This is a genomic window from Jejuibacter sp. L23 (assembly GCF_050815825.1).
In the GTDB taxonomy this organism is placed as follows: domain Bacteria; phylum Pseudomonadota; class Gammaproteobacteria; order Enterobacterales; family Enterobacteriaceae; genus Jejubacter; species Jejubacter calystegiae.
The window spans coordinates 4,647,249-4,664,962 of the sequence record NZ_CP138199.1 but is presented as its reverse complement, the minus strand read 5'-3'; the positions used below and the strand labels follow the sequence as shown (position 1 = coordinate 4,664,962).

The window sequence follows — 17,714 nt, the reverse complement described above, 5'->3', positions numbered from 1 at the left end:
CGTATCGTTATAAGTAAACCCCGGCTAAGACCGGGGTTTTGTTTTTCTGTCACCAGTCGTAGCTACAAGGAAAACCGATGAAACTCTTCGCCCAGGGCTCCTCTCTGGATCTCTCGCACCCTCAGGTTATGGGGATTCTCAACGTGACGCCGGACTCTTTTTCTGACGGCGGACGCCATAATGCGCTGATCGATGCGGTCAGGCATGCCAACGATATGATCAACGCAGGCGCGACCATTATCGATATTGGCGGTGAGTCCACGCGCCCCGGGGCCGATGAGGTGAGCATTGACGAAGAGCTGTCACGGGTGGTGCCGGTGGTTGAGGCGCTTTCCCGGCGCTTTGAAGTGTGGATTTCGGTGGATACCTCTAAACCCGAGGTGATTCTTGAGAGCGCGCGTGCGGGCGCCCATATCATCAACGATATCCGTTCGCTAAGCGAGCCGGGCGCGCTGAAAGCGGCGGCGAAAACGGGCCTGCCGGTCTGTCTGATGCATATGCAGGGAGAGCCACGCACCATGCAACAGGCGCCACACTACGACGATGTCTTCCTCGATGTCGTGGAATATTTCAACCAGCAGATTGCGCGTTGCGAAGCGGCTGGAATCGGAAAAGAGAAATTGTTGCTCGACCCGGGCTTTGGTTTCGGTAAAAATTTAGGGCATAACTATCAGCTTCTGGCCAGACTCTCTGAGTTTCACCGCTTTGGTCTGCCATTACTGGTCGGAATGTCGCGTAAGTCCATGATTGGGCAACTGCTGAACGTTGGTCCCGATCAGCGTCTGAGCGGGAGTCTGGCCTGCGCCGTGATTGCGGCAATGCAGGGCGCGCAGATTATTCGCGTCCATGACGTTAAAGAAACCGTAGAGGCACTGCGGGTGGCGGAAGCGACGCTTTCAGCAAAGGAAAAAAGCTACTATGAGTAACCGCAAATATTTTGGTACCGATGGTGTCCGTGGCCGGGTAGGCGACAGCCCTATAACGCCGGATTTTGTGTTGAAACTGGGTTGGGCCGCAGGCAAAGTTCTGGCGCGTAATGGCTCACGTCAGGTCATCATAGGTAAGGACACGCGTATCTCTGGTTATATGCTGGAGTCCGCGCTGGAAGCGGGCCTGGCCGCAGCGGGGCTCTCTGCCGCCTTTACTGGTCCGATGCCGACACCGGCGGTGGCCTACCTGACGCGTACCTTCCGCGCTGAAGCGGGAATTGTGATTTCTGCCTCCCACAACCCTTACTACGATAACGGGATTAAGTTCTTCTCTATCGATGGCACCAAACTACCGGACGATGTGGAAGAGGCGATTGAGGCCGAACTGGAAAAAGAGATCTGCTGTGTCGATTCTGCCGATCTCGGTAAGGCCAGCCGTATTGTCGATGCGGCTGGTCGCTATATTGAATTTTGTAAGGCGAACTTCCCGAACGCGCTGAGCCTTAACGGTCTGAAGATTGTGGTGGATTGCGCCAACGGGGCGACTTACCACATCGCCCCTAACGTACTGCGCGAGCTGGGCGCTGAAGTGATCGCGGTTGGTTGCGAACCGAATGGCGTTAACATCAACGATAAGTGCGGCGCCACCGATGTGGCAATGTTGCAGGCGCGGGTGGTGACAGAGCATGCGGATTTGGGCATTGCCCTGGATGGTGATGGCGATCGCATCATTATGGTCGACCATGAAGGTAACAAGATCGATGGCGATCAGATCCTCTATATCATTGCCCGGGAAGGGCTGCGCCAGGGGAGACTGAACGGCGGCGCCGTGGGTACGCTAATGAGTAATATGGGACTGGAACTGGCGCTGAAAGAGCTCGGTATTCCCTTCGAGCGCGCAAAAGTGGGCGACCGCTACGTGCTGGAAAAGATGCAGGAGAAAGGCTGGCGCATTGGTGCGGAAAACTCCGGTCATGTGATTCTTCTCGATCAGACCACGACCGGTGACGGCATTGTCGCGGGTCTGCAGGTGTTGGCGGCTGTGGTGCGCAATCGCATGAGCCTTCAGGACCTGTGCCGCGGTATGAAACTGTTCCCGCAGGTACTGGTGAATGTACGCTATACCGCTGGCAGCGACGATCCGCTCCAGAATGCGGAAGTTCAGAAGGTGACCGCTGAAGTGGAACGTGAACTGGCAGGGCGTGGCCGGGTGCTGCTGCGTAAGTCAGGGACCGAACCGCTGATTCGCGTGATGGTCGAAGGGGAGGATGAAACCCAGGTCACCGCTATGGCAAATCGCATCGCCGACGCGGTGAAGAAGGTTTAATCTCCGAAGCGGAAAGGCTCCTCAGGGGCTTTTCCGCTGCAGGTTGCGCGCGATTGCTGTTTTTTTCCGCACATAACATCAAGTTGAGAAATTGCCCTTGCGTGCGGCACAGGCTTTAGATAGTATTCAGACCCGCTTCAGTGGGGAAGGCTAATGCCATCTCACTATTACTTGGTTTGAAGCAAAGGTACGCGGAAATCCCGCAAGGAACAGGTCGATTATGTACGAAGCTCTTTTAGTCGTTTTCCTTATTGTAGCGGTGGCGCTGATCGCCATGATCATGCTGCAGCAAGGCAAAGGTGCTGATATGGGAGCCTCCTTCGGCGCAGGCTCTTCTACTACGCTGTTTGGTTCGAGCGGTTCCGGGAACTTTATGACCCGCGTAACGGCTGTACTGGCGACGCTGTTTTTTATCATCAGCCTCGTGCTGGGTAACCTGAACAGCAACAAAACCAGTAAGGGAAGCGAATGGGAAAACCTGACTCAGCCGAAAACTGAGCAGACTCAACCGGCGGCACCGGCTAAGCCGTCCAGCGATATCCCGAACTAATCAGCCAGCATCGGGTGCGGCTAATGCGAGAGCCGCACTTTACGTGCCGAGGTGGTGGAATTGGTAGACACGCTACCTTGAGGTGGTAGTGCCCAATAGGGCTTACGGGTTCAAGTCCCGTCCTCGGTACCAAATCCTGTTAACTTGCTTTTTTGGCAGTTCAGGCGTATCATCGCAACGTTTTCTGACGCGGGGTGGAGCAGCCTGGTAGCTCGTCGGGCTCATAACCCGAAGGTCGTCGGTTCAAATCCGGCCCCCGCAACCACTTTCCCTGAGAGTTCTTTTTCAAATATACTGTGAAGAGCATCGCCTTCGCGATGAATTTTGAAAAAAATTCTCCCGGAAGGTGACATCCGGAATAGTTCAGATTGCATTACGGCAACCTGAGGTATGACGGGTGACAGGGTTCAGTTATATAAAGCCCCGTTAATCGGGGTTTTTTGTTATCTGACGAGAGAATAACTGGGCTTTTGGCCCTTTTTTTATGTCCTGGGGGTGGATTTGTCCACATTAGAGCAGAAGTTAACAGAGATGATCACCGCGCCTGTGGAGGCGCTGGGTTACGAGCTGGTTGGCGTCGAATTCATTCGCGGTCGCACATCTACGCTGCGCATCTATATTGATAGTGAAGATGGCATAAATGTTGATGATTGCGCTGATGCCAGCCGCCAGGTAAGTGCCGTACTGGATGTCGAAGATCCCATCACTGTGGCTTACAACCTGGAAGTTTCCTCGCCTGGCCTGGATCGTCCGCTGTTCACCGCCGATCACTACCACCGTTATATCGGTGAAGATGTGAGCCTTGTCCTGCGCATGGCGGTGCAGAACCGTCGTAAATGGCAGGGCACGATTAAAGCCGTGGAAGGTGAAATGGTGACCGTCACGGTCGAAGGCAAAGATGAAGTGTTCGCGCTGAGCAACGTTCAGAAGGCGAACCTGGTACCCCACTTTTAACACTCTGGATTGAGGCGAAACCCAGGATGAACAAAGAAATTTTGGCCGTTGTCGAAGCTGTTTCCAACGAGAAAGCGGTACCGCGCGAAAAGATTTTCGAAGCGCTGGAAACTGCCCTGGCAACGGCGACCAAGAAGAAATATGAGCAAGAGATCGATGTGCGTGTCAGCATCGATCGCCGTAGCGGTGATTTTGATACCTTCCGCCGCTGGCTCATTGTGGAAGAGGTGACTCTGCCAACCCGCGAAATTACGCTGGAGGCTGCGCGCTTTGAAGATCCGGAACTCAACCCTGGCGACTATGTTGAAGACCAGATTGAATCCGTCACCTTTGACCGCATTACCACCCAGACCGCCAAGCAGGTCATCGTACAAAAAGTGCGTGAAGCCGAGCGCGCAATGGTGGTGGATCAGTTCCGCGATCGCGAAGGCGAAATCGTGACCGGGGTGGTGAAGAAGGTAAATCGCGACAGTATCTCGCTGGATCTGGGCAGCAATGCCGAGGCGGTGATTCTGCGTGAAGATATGCTGCCGCGGGAAAACTTCCGCCCGGGCGACCGCGTGCGTGGCGTGCTTTACGCCGTGCGTCCGGAAGCGCGTGGAGCGCAGCTGTTTGTCACCCGTTCCAAGCCGGAGATGCTGATCGAACTGTTCCGCATTGAGGTGCCGGAAATTGGTGAAGAGGTTATCGAGATTAAAGCCGCGGCCCGCGATCCGGGTTCCCGTGCCAAAATCGCGGTGAAAACTAACGATAAACGCATCGACCCGGTGGGCGCCTGCGTAGGTATGCGCGGTGCGCGCGTTCAGGCGGTTTCTACTGAACTGGGCGGCGAGCGTATCGATATTGTGCTGTGGGACGATAACCCGGCGCAGTTCGTCATCAATGCTATGGCGCCGGCAGATGTCGCCTCCATCGTTGTGGACGAAGATAAACACACCATGGATATCGCCGTTGAGGCCGGTAACCTGGCGCAGGCCATTGGCCGTAACGGGCAGAACGTTCGCCTGGCTTCCCAACTGAGCGGCTGGGAGCTGAACGTGATGACCATGGAAGACCTGCAGGCCAAACACCAGGCCGAGGCCAATGCTGCGATCGATACGTTTACCAAATATCTCGATATTGACGAAGATTTCGCCACGGTTCTGGTGGAAGAGGGCTTCTCCTCGCTCGAAGAGCTGGCTTATGTTCCGATGTCGGAACTGCTGGAGATCGAAGGTCTCGATGAACCAACCGTGGAAGCATTACGCGAGCGCGCTAAAAACGCGCTGACCACGCTGGCGCTGGCGAAGGAAGAGAGTCTCGGCGATAACAAGCCGGCTGACGACCTGCTCAACCTTGAGGGGATGGAGCATTCTCTGGCCTTAGAGCTGGCTGCACGTGGTGTCTGTTCGCTGGAAGATCTTGCTGAGCAGGGCGTGGACGACCTGTCCGATATCGAAGGCCTGACCGCAGAGCGGGCCGGGACGCTTATCATGGCGGCACGAAATATCTGCTGGTTCGGCGACGACGCGTAATCAACTTAGCAGGAAGGAACAGCATGACCGATGTAACCGTAAAAGCGCTGGCCGCAGAGATCCAGACTCCCGTGGACCGCCTGGTACAGCAATTCGCTGACGCAGGGATCCGGAAGTCTGCTGATGACTCTGTGACGGCGCAAGAAAAAGAAGCTTTGCTGGCACACCTGAATCGCGAACACGCTTCAGGGCCAGACAAGTTGACATTGCAGCGTAAAACGCGCAGTACTTTAAATATTCCGGGTACCGGCGGGAAGAGTAAGTCGGTACAGATCGAAGTCCGCAAAAAGCGCACCTTTGTAAAACGCGATCCGCAAGAGGCCGAACGTCTGGCAGCGGAAGAAGAAGCGAAGCGTGAAGCGGAAGAAACGGCCCGTCGTGAGGCAGAGGAAGCTGCCAAACGTGAGGCAGAAGAAAAAGCGAAGCGTGAAGCTGAAGAAAAGGCCAAACGTGAAGCCGCTGATAAAGCGAAACGTGAAGCTGCGGAAAAAGAGAAAGTGAGCAATCAACAGACCGACGAAGTGACCAAAGCCAGACACGCCGAGAAAGCCCGCCTGGAAGCCGAAGCCGCTGAGCTGAAGCGCAAGACCGAAGAAGAGGCGCGTCGCAAACTCGAGGAAGACGCCAAACGAGCCGCTGAAGAAGCGCGCCGCATGGCCGAAGCCGGTACCAAAGACTGGGAAGGGACGACGGATGATAGCGACTATCACGTAACCACCTCCCAGCATGCCCGTCAGGCTGAAGATGAAAACGACCGCGAAGTGGAAGGCGGACGTGGACGTAGCCGTACCAGCAAGGCCAGCCGTCATAAGAAAGGCAACAAGCATTCCGAGTCCAAGGCCGATCGTGAAGAAGCACGTGCCGCAGGGCGCGGTGGCAAAGGCGGTCGTAATCGCCGCGGCAGCGCGCTGCAGCAGGGCTTCCAGAAGCCTGCGCAGGCTGTTAACCGCGACGTGGTGATTGGTGAGACCATCACCGTTGCTGAACTGGCTAACAAGATGGCGGTAAAAGGCTCCCAGGTTATCAAAGTGATGATGAAGCTGGGTGCCATGGCGACTATCAACCAGGTTATCGACCAGGAAACCGCGCAGCTGGTTGCGGAAGAGATGGGCCATAAAGTGACTCTGCGCCGTGAAAACGAGCTGGAAGAGGCGGTAATGAGCGACCGTGATACCGGCGCTCAGGCTGAACCGCGTGCGCCGGTCGTCACCATCATGGGCCACGTTGACCACGGTAAAACCTCTCTGCTGGACTACATTCGTTCCACCAAAGTCGCCTCTGGCGAAGCGGGCGGCATTACCCAGCACATTGGTGCTTATAACGTTCACACCGACAACGGCAACATCACCTTCCTGGATACCCCGGGGCACGCCGCGTTTACCGCAATGCGTGCGCGTGGTGCTCAGGCCACCGATATCGTGGTTCTGGTGGTTGCAGCCGATGACGGCGTGATGCCGCAGACCATCGAAGCTATCCAGCACGCTAAAGCGGCGCAGGTGCCGGTCGTGGTTGCGGTGAACAAAATCGATAAGCCGGAAGCCGATCCGGATCGCGTGAAGAACGAACTGGCGCAGTACGGCGTTATTCCGGAAGAGTGGGGCGGCGAAAGCCAGTTTGTCCACGTTTCCGCTAAGGCCGGTACCGGTATTGACGAGCTGCTGGATGCCATCCTGCTGCAGTCCGAAGTTCTGGAGCTGAAAGCGGTACGTAACGGTATGGCGAGCGGTGTGGTTATCGAATCCTTCCTGGATAAAGGTCGTGGTCCGGTGGCATCCGTTCTGGTACGTGAAGGTACGCTGCACAAAGGCGACATCGTGCTCTGCGGCTTTGAATATGGCCGTGTACGTGCGATGCGTAACGAACTGGGCAAAGAAGTGACCGAAGCTGGTCCTTCCATTCCGGTTGAGATTCTGGGCCTGTCTGGCGTGCCGGTTGCCGGTGACGAGGCGACGGTTGTACGTGACGAGAAGAAAGCCCGTGAAGTGGCGCTCTACCGTCAGGGTAAGTTCCGCGAAGTGAAACTGGCTCGTCAGCAGAAGTCGAAGCTGGAGAACATGTTCGCCAACATGACCGAAGGCGAAGTCTCCGAAGTGAACATCGTGCTGAAGGCCGACGTTCAGGGCTCTGTCGAAGCTATCTGCGACTCGCTGCTGAAACTCTCCACCGACGAAGTGAAGGTGAAGATTGTCGGTTCCGGCGTTGGTGGTATCACCGAGACCGATGCGACCCTGGCTGCGGCATCCAACGCCATCATCGTGGGCTTTAACGTTCGTGCCGACGCCTCTGCGCGTAAGGTCATTGAAGCGGAAAGCCTGGATCTGCGCTACTACTCCGTTATCTATAGCCTGATTGACGAAGTGAAGCAGGCCATGAGCGGCATGCTGGCGCCGGAGTACAAACAGCAGATCATCGGTCTGGCCGAAGTCCGCGACGTGTTCAAGTCGCCGAAGTTTGGTGCTATCGCGGGCTGTATGGTTACCGAAGGCGTCGTCAAACGTCACAACCCGATCCGCGTCCTGCGCGAGAACGTGGTGATCTACGAAGGCGAGCTGGAGTCCCTGCGTCGCTTCAAGGATGACGTTAACGAAGTCCGTAACGGCATGGAATGTGGTATCGGCGTTAAGAACTACAACGACGTGCGTACTGGCGATATGATCGAAGTCTTCGAGATTATCGAAATTCAGCGCACTATCGACTGATAGACCACATATCGGCGTAATCATGGGGGGCTACGGCCCCCCTGTTTGTCTGGAGAAATTACCATGGCGAAAGAATTTGGTCGTTCGCAGCGCGTCGCTCAGGAGATGCAGAAAGAGATTGCCATCATCCTGCAGCGCGAAATCAAGGACCCGCGCTTAGGCCTGATGACTACCGTATCTGGCGTTGAGGTCTCACGTGACCTGGCCTACGCCAAAGTCTATGTCACCTTCCTGAATGACGATGATGCAGAAAACGTGAAGCAGGGCCTGAAGGCGCTAAAAGAAGCTTCCGGCTACATCCGTACCCTGCTGGGTAAGGCCATGCGTCTGCGTATCGTGCCGGAGCTGACCTTCTTTTACGATAACTCGTTGGTGGAAGGGATGCGCATGTCCAACCTGGTTTCCAACGTGATTAAGCAGGATGAAGCGCGTCGTGGGCGTGCTGACGATGGCGACAAGGAGGAGTAATGAGTCGTCCACGTCGTCGCGGTCGCGACATTCACGGCGTGCTGCTGCTGGATAAACCCGGCGGGCTCTCCTCCAACGATGCGTTGCAGAAGGTTAAGCGTCTCTATCGGGCTAATCGCGCGGGCCATACCGGCGCCCTGGATCCGCTGGCGACCGGCATGCTGCCCATCTGTCTTGGAGAAGCGACGAAGTTCTCCCGCTATCTGCTGGATACCGACAAGCGCTATCGGGTGATTGCCCGTCTTGGGCAGCGTACCGACACCTCCGATGCCGACGGCCAGGTGGTGGAAGAGCGCCCGGTGAACTTCAGCGCAGCAGAGCTGGCGCAGGCGCTGGAATCGTTTCGTGGCGAAACTCAGCAGGTGCCTTCGATGTACTCGGCGCTGAAACATCAGGGGCGTCCCCTGTATGAGTATGCGCGTCAGGGCATTGAAGTCCCGCGCGAGCCCCGGCCGATAGTGGTGTATGAACTGCTGTTTATTCGTCATGAAGGCGACGAGCTGGAGCTGGAGATTCACTGCTCCAAGGGCACCTATATTCGAACCATCATCGACGATCTCGGGGAAAAACTGGGCTGTGGCGCTCACGTTATCTTCCTGCGCCGTCTGGCGGTGGGACGTTATCCGACCGAACGGATGGTGACGCTGGAGCAGCTCAATGCGCTGGTCGCCCGGGCGGAAGCCGAAGAGTCTGATTCGGCAGCGCTGCTGGATCCGCTACTGATGCCGATGGACAGCCCGGCTGCCGACTTCCCGGTGGTTAATCTGCTGTCGGAAGTGGCTTTCTGGTTTAAGAATGGCCAGCCGGTACGGGTGAATGGCGCCCCTGCTGAAGGGCTGGTTCGGGTGACTGAAGGCGAAGAGCACAAGTTTATTGGCATGGCGGAAATCGCCGACGACGGGCGCGTGGCCCCGCGACGTCTGGTGGTGGAACACCAGGAGTAAATCTGGCGTCTGTGCGATATAACAAAGAAAAGGGGGGGAGCGCTGATGGCGCTCCCCCCCTTTGTTATTCAGGGATTAACGCAGATCTTTAACGGCGACGTGATCCATATCGTCGAAGACCTGGTTTTCACCAACCATTCCCCAGATAAAGGTGTAGGCGCGGGTGCCGACTCCTGAGTGAATCGACCAGCTTGGCGAGATCACCGCCTGCTCATTGCGAACCACGATGTGACGGGTTTCCTGAGGCTGCCCCATCATATGGAAAACGCAGCTGTCCTCTTCCATCCCGAAGTAGAAGTAGACCTCCATACGGCGTTCGTGGGTGTGGCAGGGCATGGTGTTCCACAGGTTGCCCGGCGCCAGTTCGGTCAGCCCCATGCTGAGCTGGCAGGTTTCCAGTACGTCGAGAATAAAATACTTATTGATGGTACGACGGTTACTGGTGACATCGTCGCCCAGCGTCTGGGGGGAGACATCCGCCGGTGTAACCCGACGGGTTGGGTAGCTCGTGTGCGCCGGTGCGCAGTTATAGTAGAAGCGCGGCGGATTTTGCGGATCCAGGCATTCGAAAACCACCTCCTTTGCGCCCTTACCCACGTACAGACCGTCGCGATGGCTCATCTCCCAGGCTTTACCGTCCACGGTGATGCGGCCCGCACCACCGATATTGATAACGCCCAACTCACGGCGTTCCAGGAAGTAGCTCACACCCAACTGCTTGCCGACCTCGCCACCCACGCTGACCGTGCGGGTGACCGGCATAACGCCGCCGACAATGATGCGATCGATATGGCTGTAGGTCATGGTGTACTCATCGGCCACAAAGATCTGTTCAATTAAAAACTCTTTGCGCAGACCGGTAGTGTCCAGTGTTTTGGCGTGCTCGCTATGAATGCTCTGACGTACGTCCATTCTCTCTCCTCTCATGGGGAGGCGGTATCCCGCAACCCCGCAATGCTGTCTGATTAATACTGACGAAACTTTTCTTCATCAACTTCTTTTCATTCTATCAGCGCCAAAAAATAAGAGTGTGACGCGCATAACTAAAACAATGTTTCATTCTGTTCAAACACACGTTCCGTGTTATAGCTAAGCGCGAAGAATTCATCCAGAGCGTATCCAGGCAATGGTCTGCCACTCCGCGTTTACGTGGTGGTTCGCCCGTCTGACTCACGCCGAGGATATAGGGTCACTGTTTATCGCCGTAGAGGATCCGGCCATGCCCCGGTCTGATAAAACGGTAAGGATTAATGATGAAGATTAAAGCCACGATTGAACGCATCCCAGGCGGGATGATGCTGGTCCCTCTGTTACTTGGCGCGATACTGAACACCCTGGCGCCGTCGACGGGGGAGTATTTTGGTTCCTTCACTAAGGGAATGATCTCAGGGACGGTGCCGATTCTTGCCGTCTGGTTCTTCTGTATCGGCGCATCGATCGACCTGCGCGCCACCGGCACGGTACTGCGTAAGTCTGGCACTTTGGTGCTGACTAAAATTGCCGTGGCCTGGATTGTGGCTATCATCGCCGCTTCTTTTATTCCGGAAACCGGTATTCAGACTGGCGTCTTTGCTGGCCTGTCGGTACTGGCAATTGTTTCGGCAATGGATATGACCAACGGCGGTCTGTACGCCAGCCTGATGAATCAGTACGGCACCAAAGAGGAGTCTGGCGCTTTCGTTCTGATGTCGCTAGAATCCGGCCCGCTGATGACCATGGTGATTTTGGGCTCCGCAGGTCTGGCTTCCTTTGAGGCTCACCACTTTATCGGTGCGGTACTGCCGTTCCTGATTGGCTTCGCGCTGGGCAATATCGATCATGACTTCCGCACCTTTTTCAGCAAGGCAACGCCGGTACTGATTCCATTCTTCGGATTTGCGCTGGGTAACACCATTAATCTTGGCGTGATCCTCGATACCGGCCTGCTTGGCGTGCTGCTGGGCGTGGCGGTGATTGTGATTACCGGTATTCCGCTGATTCTTGCCGATAAGTTTATCGGTGGTGGTAACGGCACCGCAGGGGTTGCGGCTTCCTCAGCAGCGGGTGCTGCGGTCGCTAATCCGGTTATCATCGCGCAGATTAACCCGGCATTCGAACCGGTGGCCGCATCGGCGACCGCACTGGTGGCCGCCAGCGTTATCGTCACGGCGATTCTGGTGCCGATTATTACCGCGCTGTATGCCCGACACGTGGGCGGACATAAGCCCGGGGTTCCACCGCTCCCCGGGGCCGCGGCGGATAAGCCATAACAGCCAGGGCGCGGAGGTATTCTCCGCGCCCGATGCGTTACTGACGAGCCCTTATCTTGCGATAAAAGGCGGCGACAGGTAGAATACACCGGCTTTATTCGGGGGTTGCTGAATTAGAGATCGGCGCCCTGTCATTTACCTTAAGTTTTGGAGTTCTAAAATGTCTCTAAGCGTTGAAGCTAAAGCTAAAATCGTTTCTGAGTTCGGCCGTGATGCAAACGACAGCGGTTCTACCGAAGTCCAGGTTGCTCTGCTGACTGCACAGATCAACCACCTGCAGGGCCACTTTTCGGAGCACAAAAAAGATCACCACAGCCGTCGTGGTCTGCTGCGTATGGTTTCTCAGCGTCGTAAGCTGCTCGACTACCTGAAGCGTAAAGATGTTGCTCGCTACACCAGCCTGATTGAGCGTCTGGGTCTGCGTCGCTAATTTTTGCAAGTTTCAGAAAAGGGGCCTTTACGGCCCCTTTTTTCAACCAGATGGCAGCAATTGCAGGTAAACTCATGTATTGTTGCTAAGAGTGATCTTTACCGCAGAGGTTCGCGCGGCTAATGAGAGGCTTGACCGCCAGGGGCGGTGCAGGGTTGTCATTAGTCGCGAGGATGCGGCTAAGATCGGGTTCTAACGACAGCGCGCCACAGGGCGCGCTGCCATGTTAATGAGAGTAAGGGTACTATTTTGCTTAATCCGATCGTTCAAAAATTTCAGTATGGTCAGCATACGGTAACGATAGAAACCGGCATGATGGCGCGTCAGGCTACCGCCGCTGTCATGGTGAGCATGGATGATACCGCGGTTTTCGTTACGGCCGTTGGTGCTAAAAAAGCTAAACCGGGTCAGGACTTCTTCCCGCTGACCGTTAACTACCAGGAGCGTACCTACGCTGCTGGCCGCATTCCTGGCAGCTTCTTTCGTCGTGAAGGCCGCCCGAGCGAAGGCGAAACCCTGACTGCGCGTCTGATCGACCGTCCTATCCGCCCGCTGTTCCCGGAAGGTTTTGTTAACGAAGTTCAGGTCATCGCGACCGTTGTTTCGGTAAACCCGCAGGTTAACCCGGACGTTGTGGCAATGATTGGCGCTTCCGCCGCGCTTTCCCTGTCCGGTATTCCGTTTAACGGACCGATCGGCTGTGCGCGCGTGGGTTACATCAACGATCAATACGTGCTCAACCCGACCACTGATGAACTGAAAACCAGTCAGCTGAATCTGGTGGTTGCCGGTACTGAAGGCGCCGTTCTGATGGTTGAGTCCGAAGCTGAGTTGCTGAGCGAAGAGCAGATGCTGGGCGCCGTGGTATTTGGCCACGATCAACAGCAGGTTGTTATTCAGAACATCAATGAGCTGGTGGCTAAAGCGGGTAAACCGCGTTGGGACTGGCAGCCAGAAGCCGCAAACGAAGCGTTGAACGCGCGCGTTGCCGCCCTGGCTGAATCTCGCCTGAGCGACGCTTATCGCATTACCGATAAGCAGGAACGCTATGCGCAGATCGACGCGATCAAATCTGAAACCATTGCTGCGCTGCAGGCGGAACAGCCGGAAGACCAGCCGCTCGATGAAAACGAGCTGGGCGATATTCTGCACGCCATCGAGAAGAGCGTGGTGCGTTCCCGCGTACTGGCTGGCGAGCCGCGTATCGACGGTCGTGAAAAAGATATGATTCGTGGTCTGGATGTGCGCACAGGCGTTCTGCCGCGTACTCACGGCTCCGCGCTGTTCACCCGTGGTGAAACTCAGGCTCTGGTTACCGCGACGCTGGGTACCGAGCGTGACGCCCAGAACATCGACGAACTGATGGGCGAGCGTACCGATCGCTTCCTGTTCCACTACAACTTCCCTCCGTACTGCGTAGGCGAAACGGGGATGGTAGGTTCGCCGAAGCGTCGTGAAATTGGTCACGGTCGTCTGGCGAAGCGTGGCGTGCTGGCTATCATGCCGGACGCTGAGCGTTTCCCGTACACCGTGCGCGTGGTTTCTGAAATCACCGAATCCAACGGTTCTTCTTCCATGGCCTCCGTGTGTGGCGCCTCTCTGGCCCTGATGGATGCTGGCGTACCGGTGAAAGCCGCCGTGGCGGGTATCGCGATGGGTCTGGTGAAAGAAGGCGACAACTACGTCGTGCTGTCCGATATCCTGGGCGACGAAGATCACCTGGGCGATATGGACTTTAAAGTTGCCGGTTCCCGCGACGGTATCACTGCGTTGCAGATGGATATCAAAATTGAAGGTATCACCCGCGAAATCATGCAAGCGGCGCTGAACCAGGCTAAGGGTGCGCGTCTGCACATCCTGGGCGTTATGGAGCAGGCTATCAACGCACCGCGTGGTGACATCTCTGAATTTGCGCCGCGTATCCATACCATCAAGATCAGTCCTGATAAGATCAAAGATGTTATCGGTAAAGGCGGTTCCGTTATTCGCGCACTGACCGAAGAGACAGGCACCACCATTGAGATCGAAGACGACGGTACCGTGAAGATTGCGGCGACCGATGGCGATAAAGCGAAACACGCCATCCGACGTATCGAAGAGATTACTGCTGAGATCGAAGTAGGCCGTATTTACAACGGTAAAGTTACCCGCATCGTTGATTTCGGTGCTTTTGTTGCCATTGGCGGCGGCAAAGAAGGGCTGGTGCACATTTCTCAGATCGCCGACAAGCGTGTAGAGAAAGTCTCCGATTACCTGGAAATGGGCCAGGAAGTGCCGGTTAAGGTACTGGAAGTGGACCGTCAGGGCCGCGTCCGACTGAGCATGAAGGAAGCTGCTGCTGAAGCGGCTCCGGCTGCGGCGCCTGCCGCACCTGAAGCTGAATAAGATGCGCTTTTCCGGCACTCTGCCAGTAATGGCAGAGTGCCGGTAAGCAGAGCTGGAAGCTCTGCGTTCCAGCCGGGGAACAGGACGTTCATCCAATAGTGTCTTCGGGAGTAGGAAATGAAGCCTTTTTTGCGCTGGTGTCTCGTTGCGACCGCTCTGGCGCTGGCAGGATGCAGCAGTAGCACTGCCTGGCGTCAGAATGAAGTACTGGCCGTGCCGCTACAGCCGACCCTCCAGCAGGAGGTGATTCTGGCGCGCATGGAACAGATTCTTGCCAGTCGGGCTTTAACCGATGATGAACGCGCTCAGCTTTTATATGAGCGCGGAGTATTGTATGATAGTCTCGGCTTGCGGGCTCTGGCGCGAAATGATTTTTCACAAGCGCTGGTGATCCGCCCGGATATGCCCGAGGTATTTAATTACCTGGGCATTTATTTAACGCAGGCGGGCAATTTTGATGCCGCCTATGAAGCGTTTGATTCTGTACTTGAGCTTGATCCAACATATAACTACGCGCATTTGAACCGGGGAATCGCCCTCTATTACGGTGGACGTTACCGGCTAGCGCAAGATGATCTGCTGGCGTTTTATCAAGACGATCCCAATGATCCTTTCCGTAGTCTTTGGGTCTACCTTGCCGGAAGCAGGATAGACGAAGACCAGGCCAAAGTGATGCTTAAGCAGCACTTTGACAAAGCGGATAAAGAGCAGTGGGGATGGAACATCGTCGAATTCTACCTTGGTCGCATCAGCGAAAAGACGCTGATGGAAAGACTGAAGGCAGACGCAACGGATAACACCTCGCTCGCTGAGCATCTCAGTGAAACCAACTTCTATTTAGGTAAGTACTACCTGAGTCTGGGGGATAAGAGCAGTGCCAGTGCACTGTTCAAGTTGACGGTCGCGAACAACGTCCACAACTACGTTGAGCACCGTTATGCATTGTTGGAATTAGCGCTCCTGGGCCAGGAGCAAGATGACCTGGCAGAATCGGACCAGCAATAGCTGACGAACATTAACCCATTAACCTTAAAGAATTCGTGTTGCAGGCAGGCAACGTACTACCGAGTCACTGACACAATGTCAGTACCCGGCGAATGCGAACGGCCTTTGGTTCGGCAACCCGAATGTGACGGGTGAAATCCCTTTTAAGTCATCATCTTAGCGGGTGAGGGCGTTTTTGTTTGTTAATCCATACAATTTGAGCCGGTTCACACTTTTCAATGAAAATTACAGACCATTTTCAAGATGAGTTATGTAGACTGGCCGCCATTGATACTGAGGCACTTGTACTACATGGCTGATATCGAAACCACTTTTAGCGAGCTGGGCCTGAAAGCCCCCATTCTTGAAGCACTTAACGACCTGGGTTATGAGAAGCCTTCTCCGATCCAGGCTGCCTGTATCCCGCACCTGCTGGAAGGTCGCGATGTGCTGGGGATGGCCCAGACCGGTAGTGGCAAGACCGCGGCATTTTCCCTGCCGCTGCTGAACAACATTGACGCAAACCTGCGCGCACCGCAGCTTCTGGTGCTGGCGCCGACCCGCGAACTGGCGGTGCAGGTTGCTGAAGCCTGTAATGATTTCTCTAAACACATGCGCGGCGTACAGGTTCTGGCGCTTTACGGCGGCCAGCGTTACGACGTGCAACTGCGCGCCCTGCGTCAGGGACCGCAGATCGTTGTGGGTACCCCGGGTCGTCTGCTTGACCACCTGAAGCGCGGTACCCTGGATCTCTCCAACCTGAAAGGGCTGGTACTGGATGAAGCCGACGAAATGCTGCGTATGGGCTTTATCGAAGATGTGGAAACCATCATGGCGCAGATCCCGGAAGGGCATCAGACCGCGCTGTTTTCCGCCACCATGCCGGAAGCGATCCGCCGCATCACTAAGCGCTTTATGAAGGATCCGCAGGAAGTGCGTATCCAGACCAGCATTAACACTCGTCCGGACATCAGCCAGAGCTACTGGAGCGTCTGGGGAATGCGTAAGAATGAAGCGCTGGTTCGTTTCCTGGAAGCGGAAGATTTCGACGCTGCAATCATCTTCGTGCGTACCAAAAATGCCACTCTTGAAGTGGCCGAAGCGCTGGAGCGTAACGGCTACAACAGCGCCGCGCTGAACGGCGACATGAACCAGGCGCTGCGTGAGCAGACCCTGGAGCGTCTGAAGGATGGCCGCCTGGATATCCTGATTGCCACCGATGTTGCTGCCCGTGGTCTGGATGTGGATCGCATCAGCCTGGTCGTGAACTACGATATCCCGATGGATGCCGAATCTTATGTACACCGTATCGGTCGTACCGGTCGTGCTGGTCGTGCAGGGCGCGCGTTGCTGTTCGTGGAAAACCGCGAGCGTCGCCTGCTGCGCAACATCGAGCGCACCATGAAGCTGACCATCCCGGAAGTGGAACTGCCGAATGCAGAACTGCTGGGCCAGCGCCGTCTGGCGAAATTCGCCGGTCGCGTTCATCAGCAGCTGGAAGCCAGCGATCTGGATCAGTATCGCGAACTGCTGAGCAAGCTGCAGCCGGAAGACGAGCTGGATATGGAAACTCTGGCCGCCGCGCTGCTGAAAATGGCACAGGGTGAGCGTCCGCTGATTCTGCCGCCGGATCCGGTTGTCGAGCGTCGTCCCAAGCGCGAATTCCGTGAGCGTGACGACCGCCGCGGTGGCGAGCGCAGCGAGCGCCCGCGCCGTGAACGTCGCGACGTTGGCGATATGGAGCTTTATCGCATTGAAGTGGGCCGTGATGACGGTGTGGAAGTTCGCCATATCGTGGGCGCCATCGCCAACGAAGGTGATATCAGCAGCCGTTATATCGGTAACATCAAGCTGTTTGCTTCCCACTCAACCATCGAGCTGCCGAAAGGGATGCCGGGCGATGTGCTGTCGCACTTTACCCGTACCCGCATTCTGAACAAGCCGATGAACATGCAGCTGCTGGGAGATGCCCAGCCGCGCGGCGAACGTCGCGGCGGTGGCGGTGGTCGTAACTTCAACGGCGAGCGTCGCGGTGGCGGTGAAGGTCGTCGCTTTAACAACGAACGCCGTGAAGGCGGTGGTCGCTTCTCCGGCGAGCGTCGTGAAGGCGGTCGCGGTCGTCGCGAAGAGAGCGGCAATCGTCGTCGCTTCGGTGATGCATAAAAATTAAGCGGAAAATGCTGCTTTACCCGCTGTAAAGTAAAATAAACGAATCCCGATCTGTCCGATCGGGATTTTTTTATCCCTTTTGTACTCATGTACTGGTACAATGCAGCAGCAG

At 55.9% G+C, this 17,714-nt stretch carries 15 protein-coding genes and 2 tRNA genes; 16 read left to right on the top strand and 1 reads right to left on the bottom strand.

Annotated features, from left to right (window positions below; genetic code table 11):
• The first annotated feature begins 77 nt into the window (after positions 1–77).
• From folP to truB, 10 genes are all read left to right on the top strand, one after another.
• A complete protein-coding gene (gene folP, locus SCU88_RS22210; protein ID WP_175340826.1) occupies positions 78–926 on the top strand; it encodes a dihydropteroate synthase in 849 nt (282 codons plus the stop codon).
• Positions 919–2,256: a phosphoglucosamine mutase gene (gene glmM, locus SCU88_RS22205; protein WP_175340825.1), complete on the top strand. Its 1,338-nt coding sequence runs from the start codon at positions 919–921 to the stop codon at positions 2,254–2,256. The genes folP and glmM overlap by 8 nt, the downstream gene beginning before the upstream one ends.
• 220 nt (positions 2,257–2,476) lie before the next feature.
• The gene (secG, locus tag SCU88_RS22200; RefSeq protein WP_138094204.1) at positions 2,477–2,806 is read left to right on the top strand and encodes a preprotein translocase subunit SecG; all 330 of its coding nucleotides are present in this window, start codon (positions 2,477–2,479) and stop codon (positions 2,804–2,806) included.
• A 45-nt stretch (positions 2,807–2,851) separates the two neighbouring features.
• Positions 2,852–2,938 (top strand) — tRNA-Leu (locus tag SCU88_RS22195).
• A 56-nt stretch (positions 2,939–2,994) separates the two neighbouring features.
• Positions 2,995–3,071: transfer RNA gene (locus SCU88_RS22190), tRNA-Met, on the top strand.
• A 236-nt stretch (positions 3,072–3,307) separates the two neighbouring features.
• Positions 3,308–3,760 carry a ribosome maturation factor RimP gene (gene rimP, locus SCU88_RS22185; protein ID WP_175340824.1) on the top strand — a complete coding sequence of 151 codons (453 nt, stop codon included), beginning with the start codon at positions 3,308–3,310 and terminating at the stop codon, positions 3,758–3,760.
• Between the two features lie 26 nt (positions 3,761–3,786).
• Positions 3,787–5,274, top strand: coding sequence for a transcription termination factor NusA (gene nusA, locus SCU88_RS22180; RefSeq protein WP_138094200.1), 1,488 nt, complete (start codon positions 3,787–3,789; stop codon positions 5,272–5,274).
• A gap of 23 nt (positions 5,275–5,297) precedes the next feature.
• Positions 5,298–7,973 (top strand): translation initiation factor IF-2, encoded by a 2,676-nt coding sequence (infB, locus tag SCU88_RS22175; protein ID WP_175340823.1) that lies wholly within the window; start codon positions 5,298–5,300, stop codon positions 7,971–7,973.
• Between the two features lie 63 nt (positions 7,974–8,036).
• Positions 8,037–8,441, top strand: a complete 405-nt coding sequence (rbfA, locus tag SCU88_RS22170; protein ID WP_138094196.1) for a 30S ribosome-binding factor RbfA — start codon at positions 8,037–8,039, stop codon at positions 8,439–8,441.
• Positions 8,441–9,385, top strand: coding sequence for a tRNA pseudouridine(55) synthase TruB (truB, locus tag SCU88_RS22165; protein WP_138094194.1), 945 nt, complete (start codon positions 8,441–8,443; stop codon positions 9,383–9,385). The genes rbfA and truB overlap by 1 nt, the downstream gene beginning before the upstream one ends.
• A 75-nt stretch (positions 9,386–9,460) precedes the next feature.
• On the opposite strand, the gene kduI is transcribed toward truB, so the two are convergent.
• Positions 9,461–10,297 carry a 5-dehydro-4-deoxy-D-glucuronate isomerase gene (gene kduI / locus SCU88_RS22160; protein ID WP_175340822.1) on the bottom strand — a complete coding sequence of 279 codons (837 nt, stop codon included), beginning with the start codon at positions 10,295–10,297 and terminating at the stop codon, positions 9,461–9,463.
• Between the two features lie 341 nt (positions 10,298–10,638).
• On the opposite strand from kduI, the gene kdgT reads away from it, so the two are divergent.
• The 6 genes from kdgT (at position 10,639) to SCU88_RS22130 (ending at position 17,596) form a co-directional block, all read left to right on the top strand.
• The gene (gene kdgT / locus SCU88_RS22155) at positions 10,639–11,634 is read left to right on the top strand and encodes a 2-keto-3-deoxygluconate transporter (protein WP_138099093.1); all 996 of its coding nucleotides are present in this window, start codon (positions 10,639–10,641) and stop codon (positions 11,632–11,634) included.
• Positions 11,635–11,794: 160 nt separating this feature from the next.
• Positions 11,795–12,064, top strand: a complete 270-nt coding sequence (rpsO, locus tag SCU88_RS22150) for a 30S ribosomal protein S15 (RefSeq protein WP_138094190.1) — start codon at positions 11,795–11,797, stop codon at positions 12,062–12,064.
• Between the two features lie 249 nt (positions 12,065–12,313).
• Positions 12,314–14,449, top strand: coding sequence for a polyribonucleotide nucleotidyltransferase (gene pnp / locus SCU88_RS22145; RefSeq protein ID WP_138094188.1), 2,136 nt, complete (start codon positions 12,314–12,316; stop codon positions 14,447–14,449).
• 117 nt (positions 14,450–14,566) lie between these two features.
• Positions 14,567–15,454 (top strand): lipoprotein NlpI, encoded by an 888-nt coding sequence (gene nlpI, locus SCU88_RS22140; protein ID WP_138094186.1) that lies wholly within the window; start codon positions 14,567–14,569, stop codon positions 15,452–15,454.
• Positions 15,455–15,672: 218 nt separating this feature from the next.
• Complete coding sequence (yrbN, locus tag SCU88_RS22135) at positions 15,673–15,753, top strand: protein YrbN (protein WP_138099092.1); 81 nt, start codon at positions 15,673–15,675, stop codon at positions 15,751–15,753.
• Positions 15,746–17,596 carry a DEAD/DEAH family ATP-dependent RNA helicase gene (locus SCU88_RS22130; RefSeq protein ID WP_175340821.1) on the top strand — a complete coding sequence of 617 codons (1,851 nt, stop codon included), beginning with the start codon at positions 15,746–15,748 and terminating at the stop codon, positions 17,594–17,596. Before yrbN ends, SCU88_RS22130 begins: the two co-directional genes overlap by 8 nt.
• The last annotated feature ends 118 nt before the right edge of the window (positions 17,597–17,714 follow it).

Bases quoted from the DNA above. Each gene is read 5' to 3' on its own strand.
- folP (WP_175340826.1), top strand. From the start codon at position 78: ATGAAACTCTTCGCCCAGGGCTCCTCTCTGGATCTCTCGCACCCTCAG.
- glmM (WP_175340825.1), top strand. From the start codon at position 919: ATGAGTAACCGCAAATATTTTGGTACCGATGGTGTCCGTGGCCGGGTA.
- secG (WP_138094204.1), top strand. From the start codon at position 2,477: ATGTACGAAGCTCTTTTAGTCGTTTTCCTTATTGTAGCGGTGGCGCTG.
- nusA (WP_138094200.1), top strand. From the start codon at position 3,787: ATGAACAAAGAAATTTTGGCCGTTGTCGAAGCTGTTTCCAACGAGAAA.
- infB (WP_175340823.1), top strand. From the start codon at position 5,298: ATGACCGATGTAACCGTAAAAGCGCTGGCCGCAGAGATCCAGACTCCC.
- rbfA (WP_138094196.1), top strand. From the start codon at position 8,037: ATGGCGAAAGAATTTGGTCGTTCGCAGCGCGTCGCTCAGGAGATGCAG.
- truB (WP_138094194.1), top strand. From the start codon at position 8,441: ATGAGTCGTCCACGTCGTCGCGGTCGCGACATTCACGGCGTGCTGCTG.
- kduI (WP_175340822.1), bottom strand. From the start codon at position 10,297: ATGGACGTACGTCAGAGCATTCATAGCGAGCACGCCAAAACACTGGAC.
- kdgT (WP_138099093.1), top strand. From the start codon at position 10,639: ATGAAGATTAAAGCCACGATTGAACGCATCCCAGGCGGGATGATGCTG.
- rpsO (WP_138094190.1), top strand. From the start codon at position 11,795: ATGTCTCTAAGCGTTGAAGCTAAAGCTAAAATCGTTTCTGAGTTCGGC.
- nlpI (WP_138094186.1), top strand. From the start codon at position 14,567: ATGAAGCCTTTTTTGCGCTGGTGTCTCGTTGCGACCGCTCTGGCGCTG.
- yrbN (WP_138099092.1), top strand. From the start codon at position 15,673: ATGAAAATTACAGACCATTTTCAAGATGAGTTATGTAGACTGGCCGCC.
- SCU88_RS22130 (WP_175340821.1), top strand. From the start codon at position 15,746: ATGGCTGATATCGAAACCACTTTTAGCGAGCTGGGCCTGAAAGCCCCC.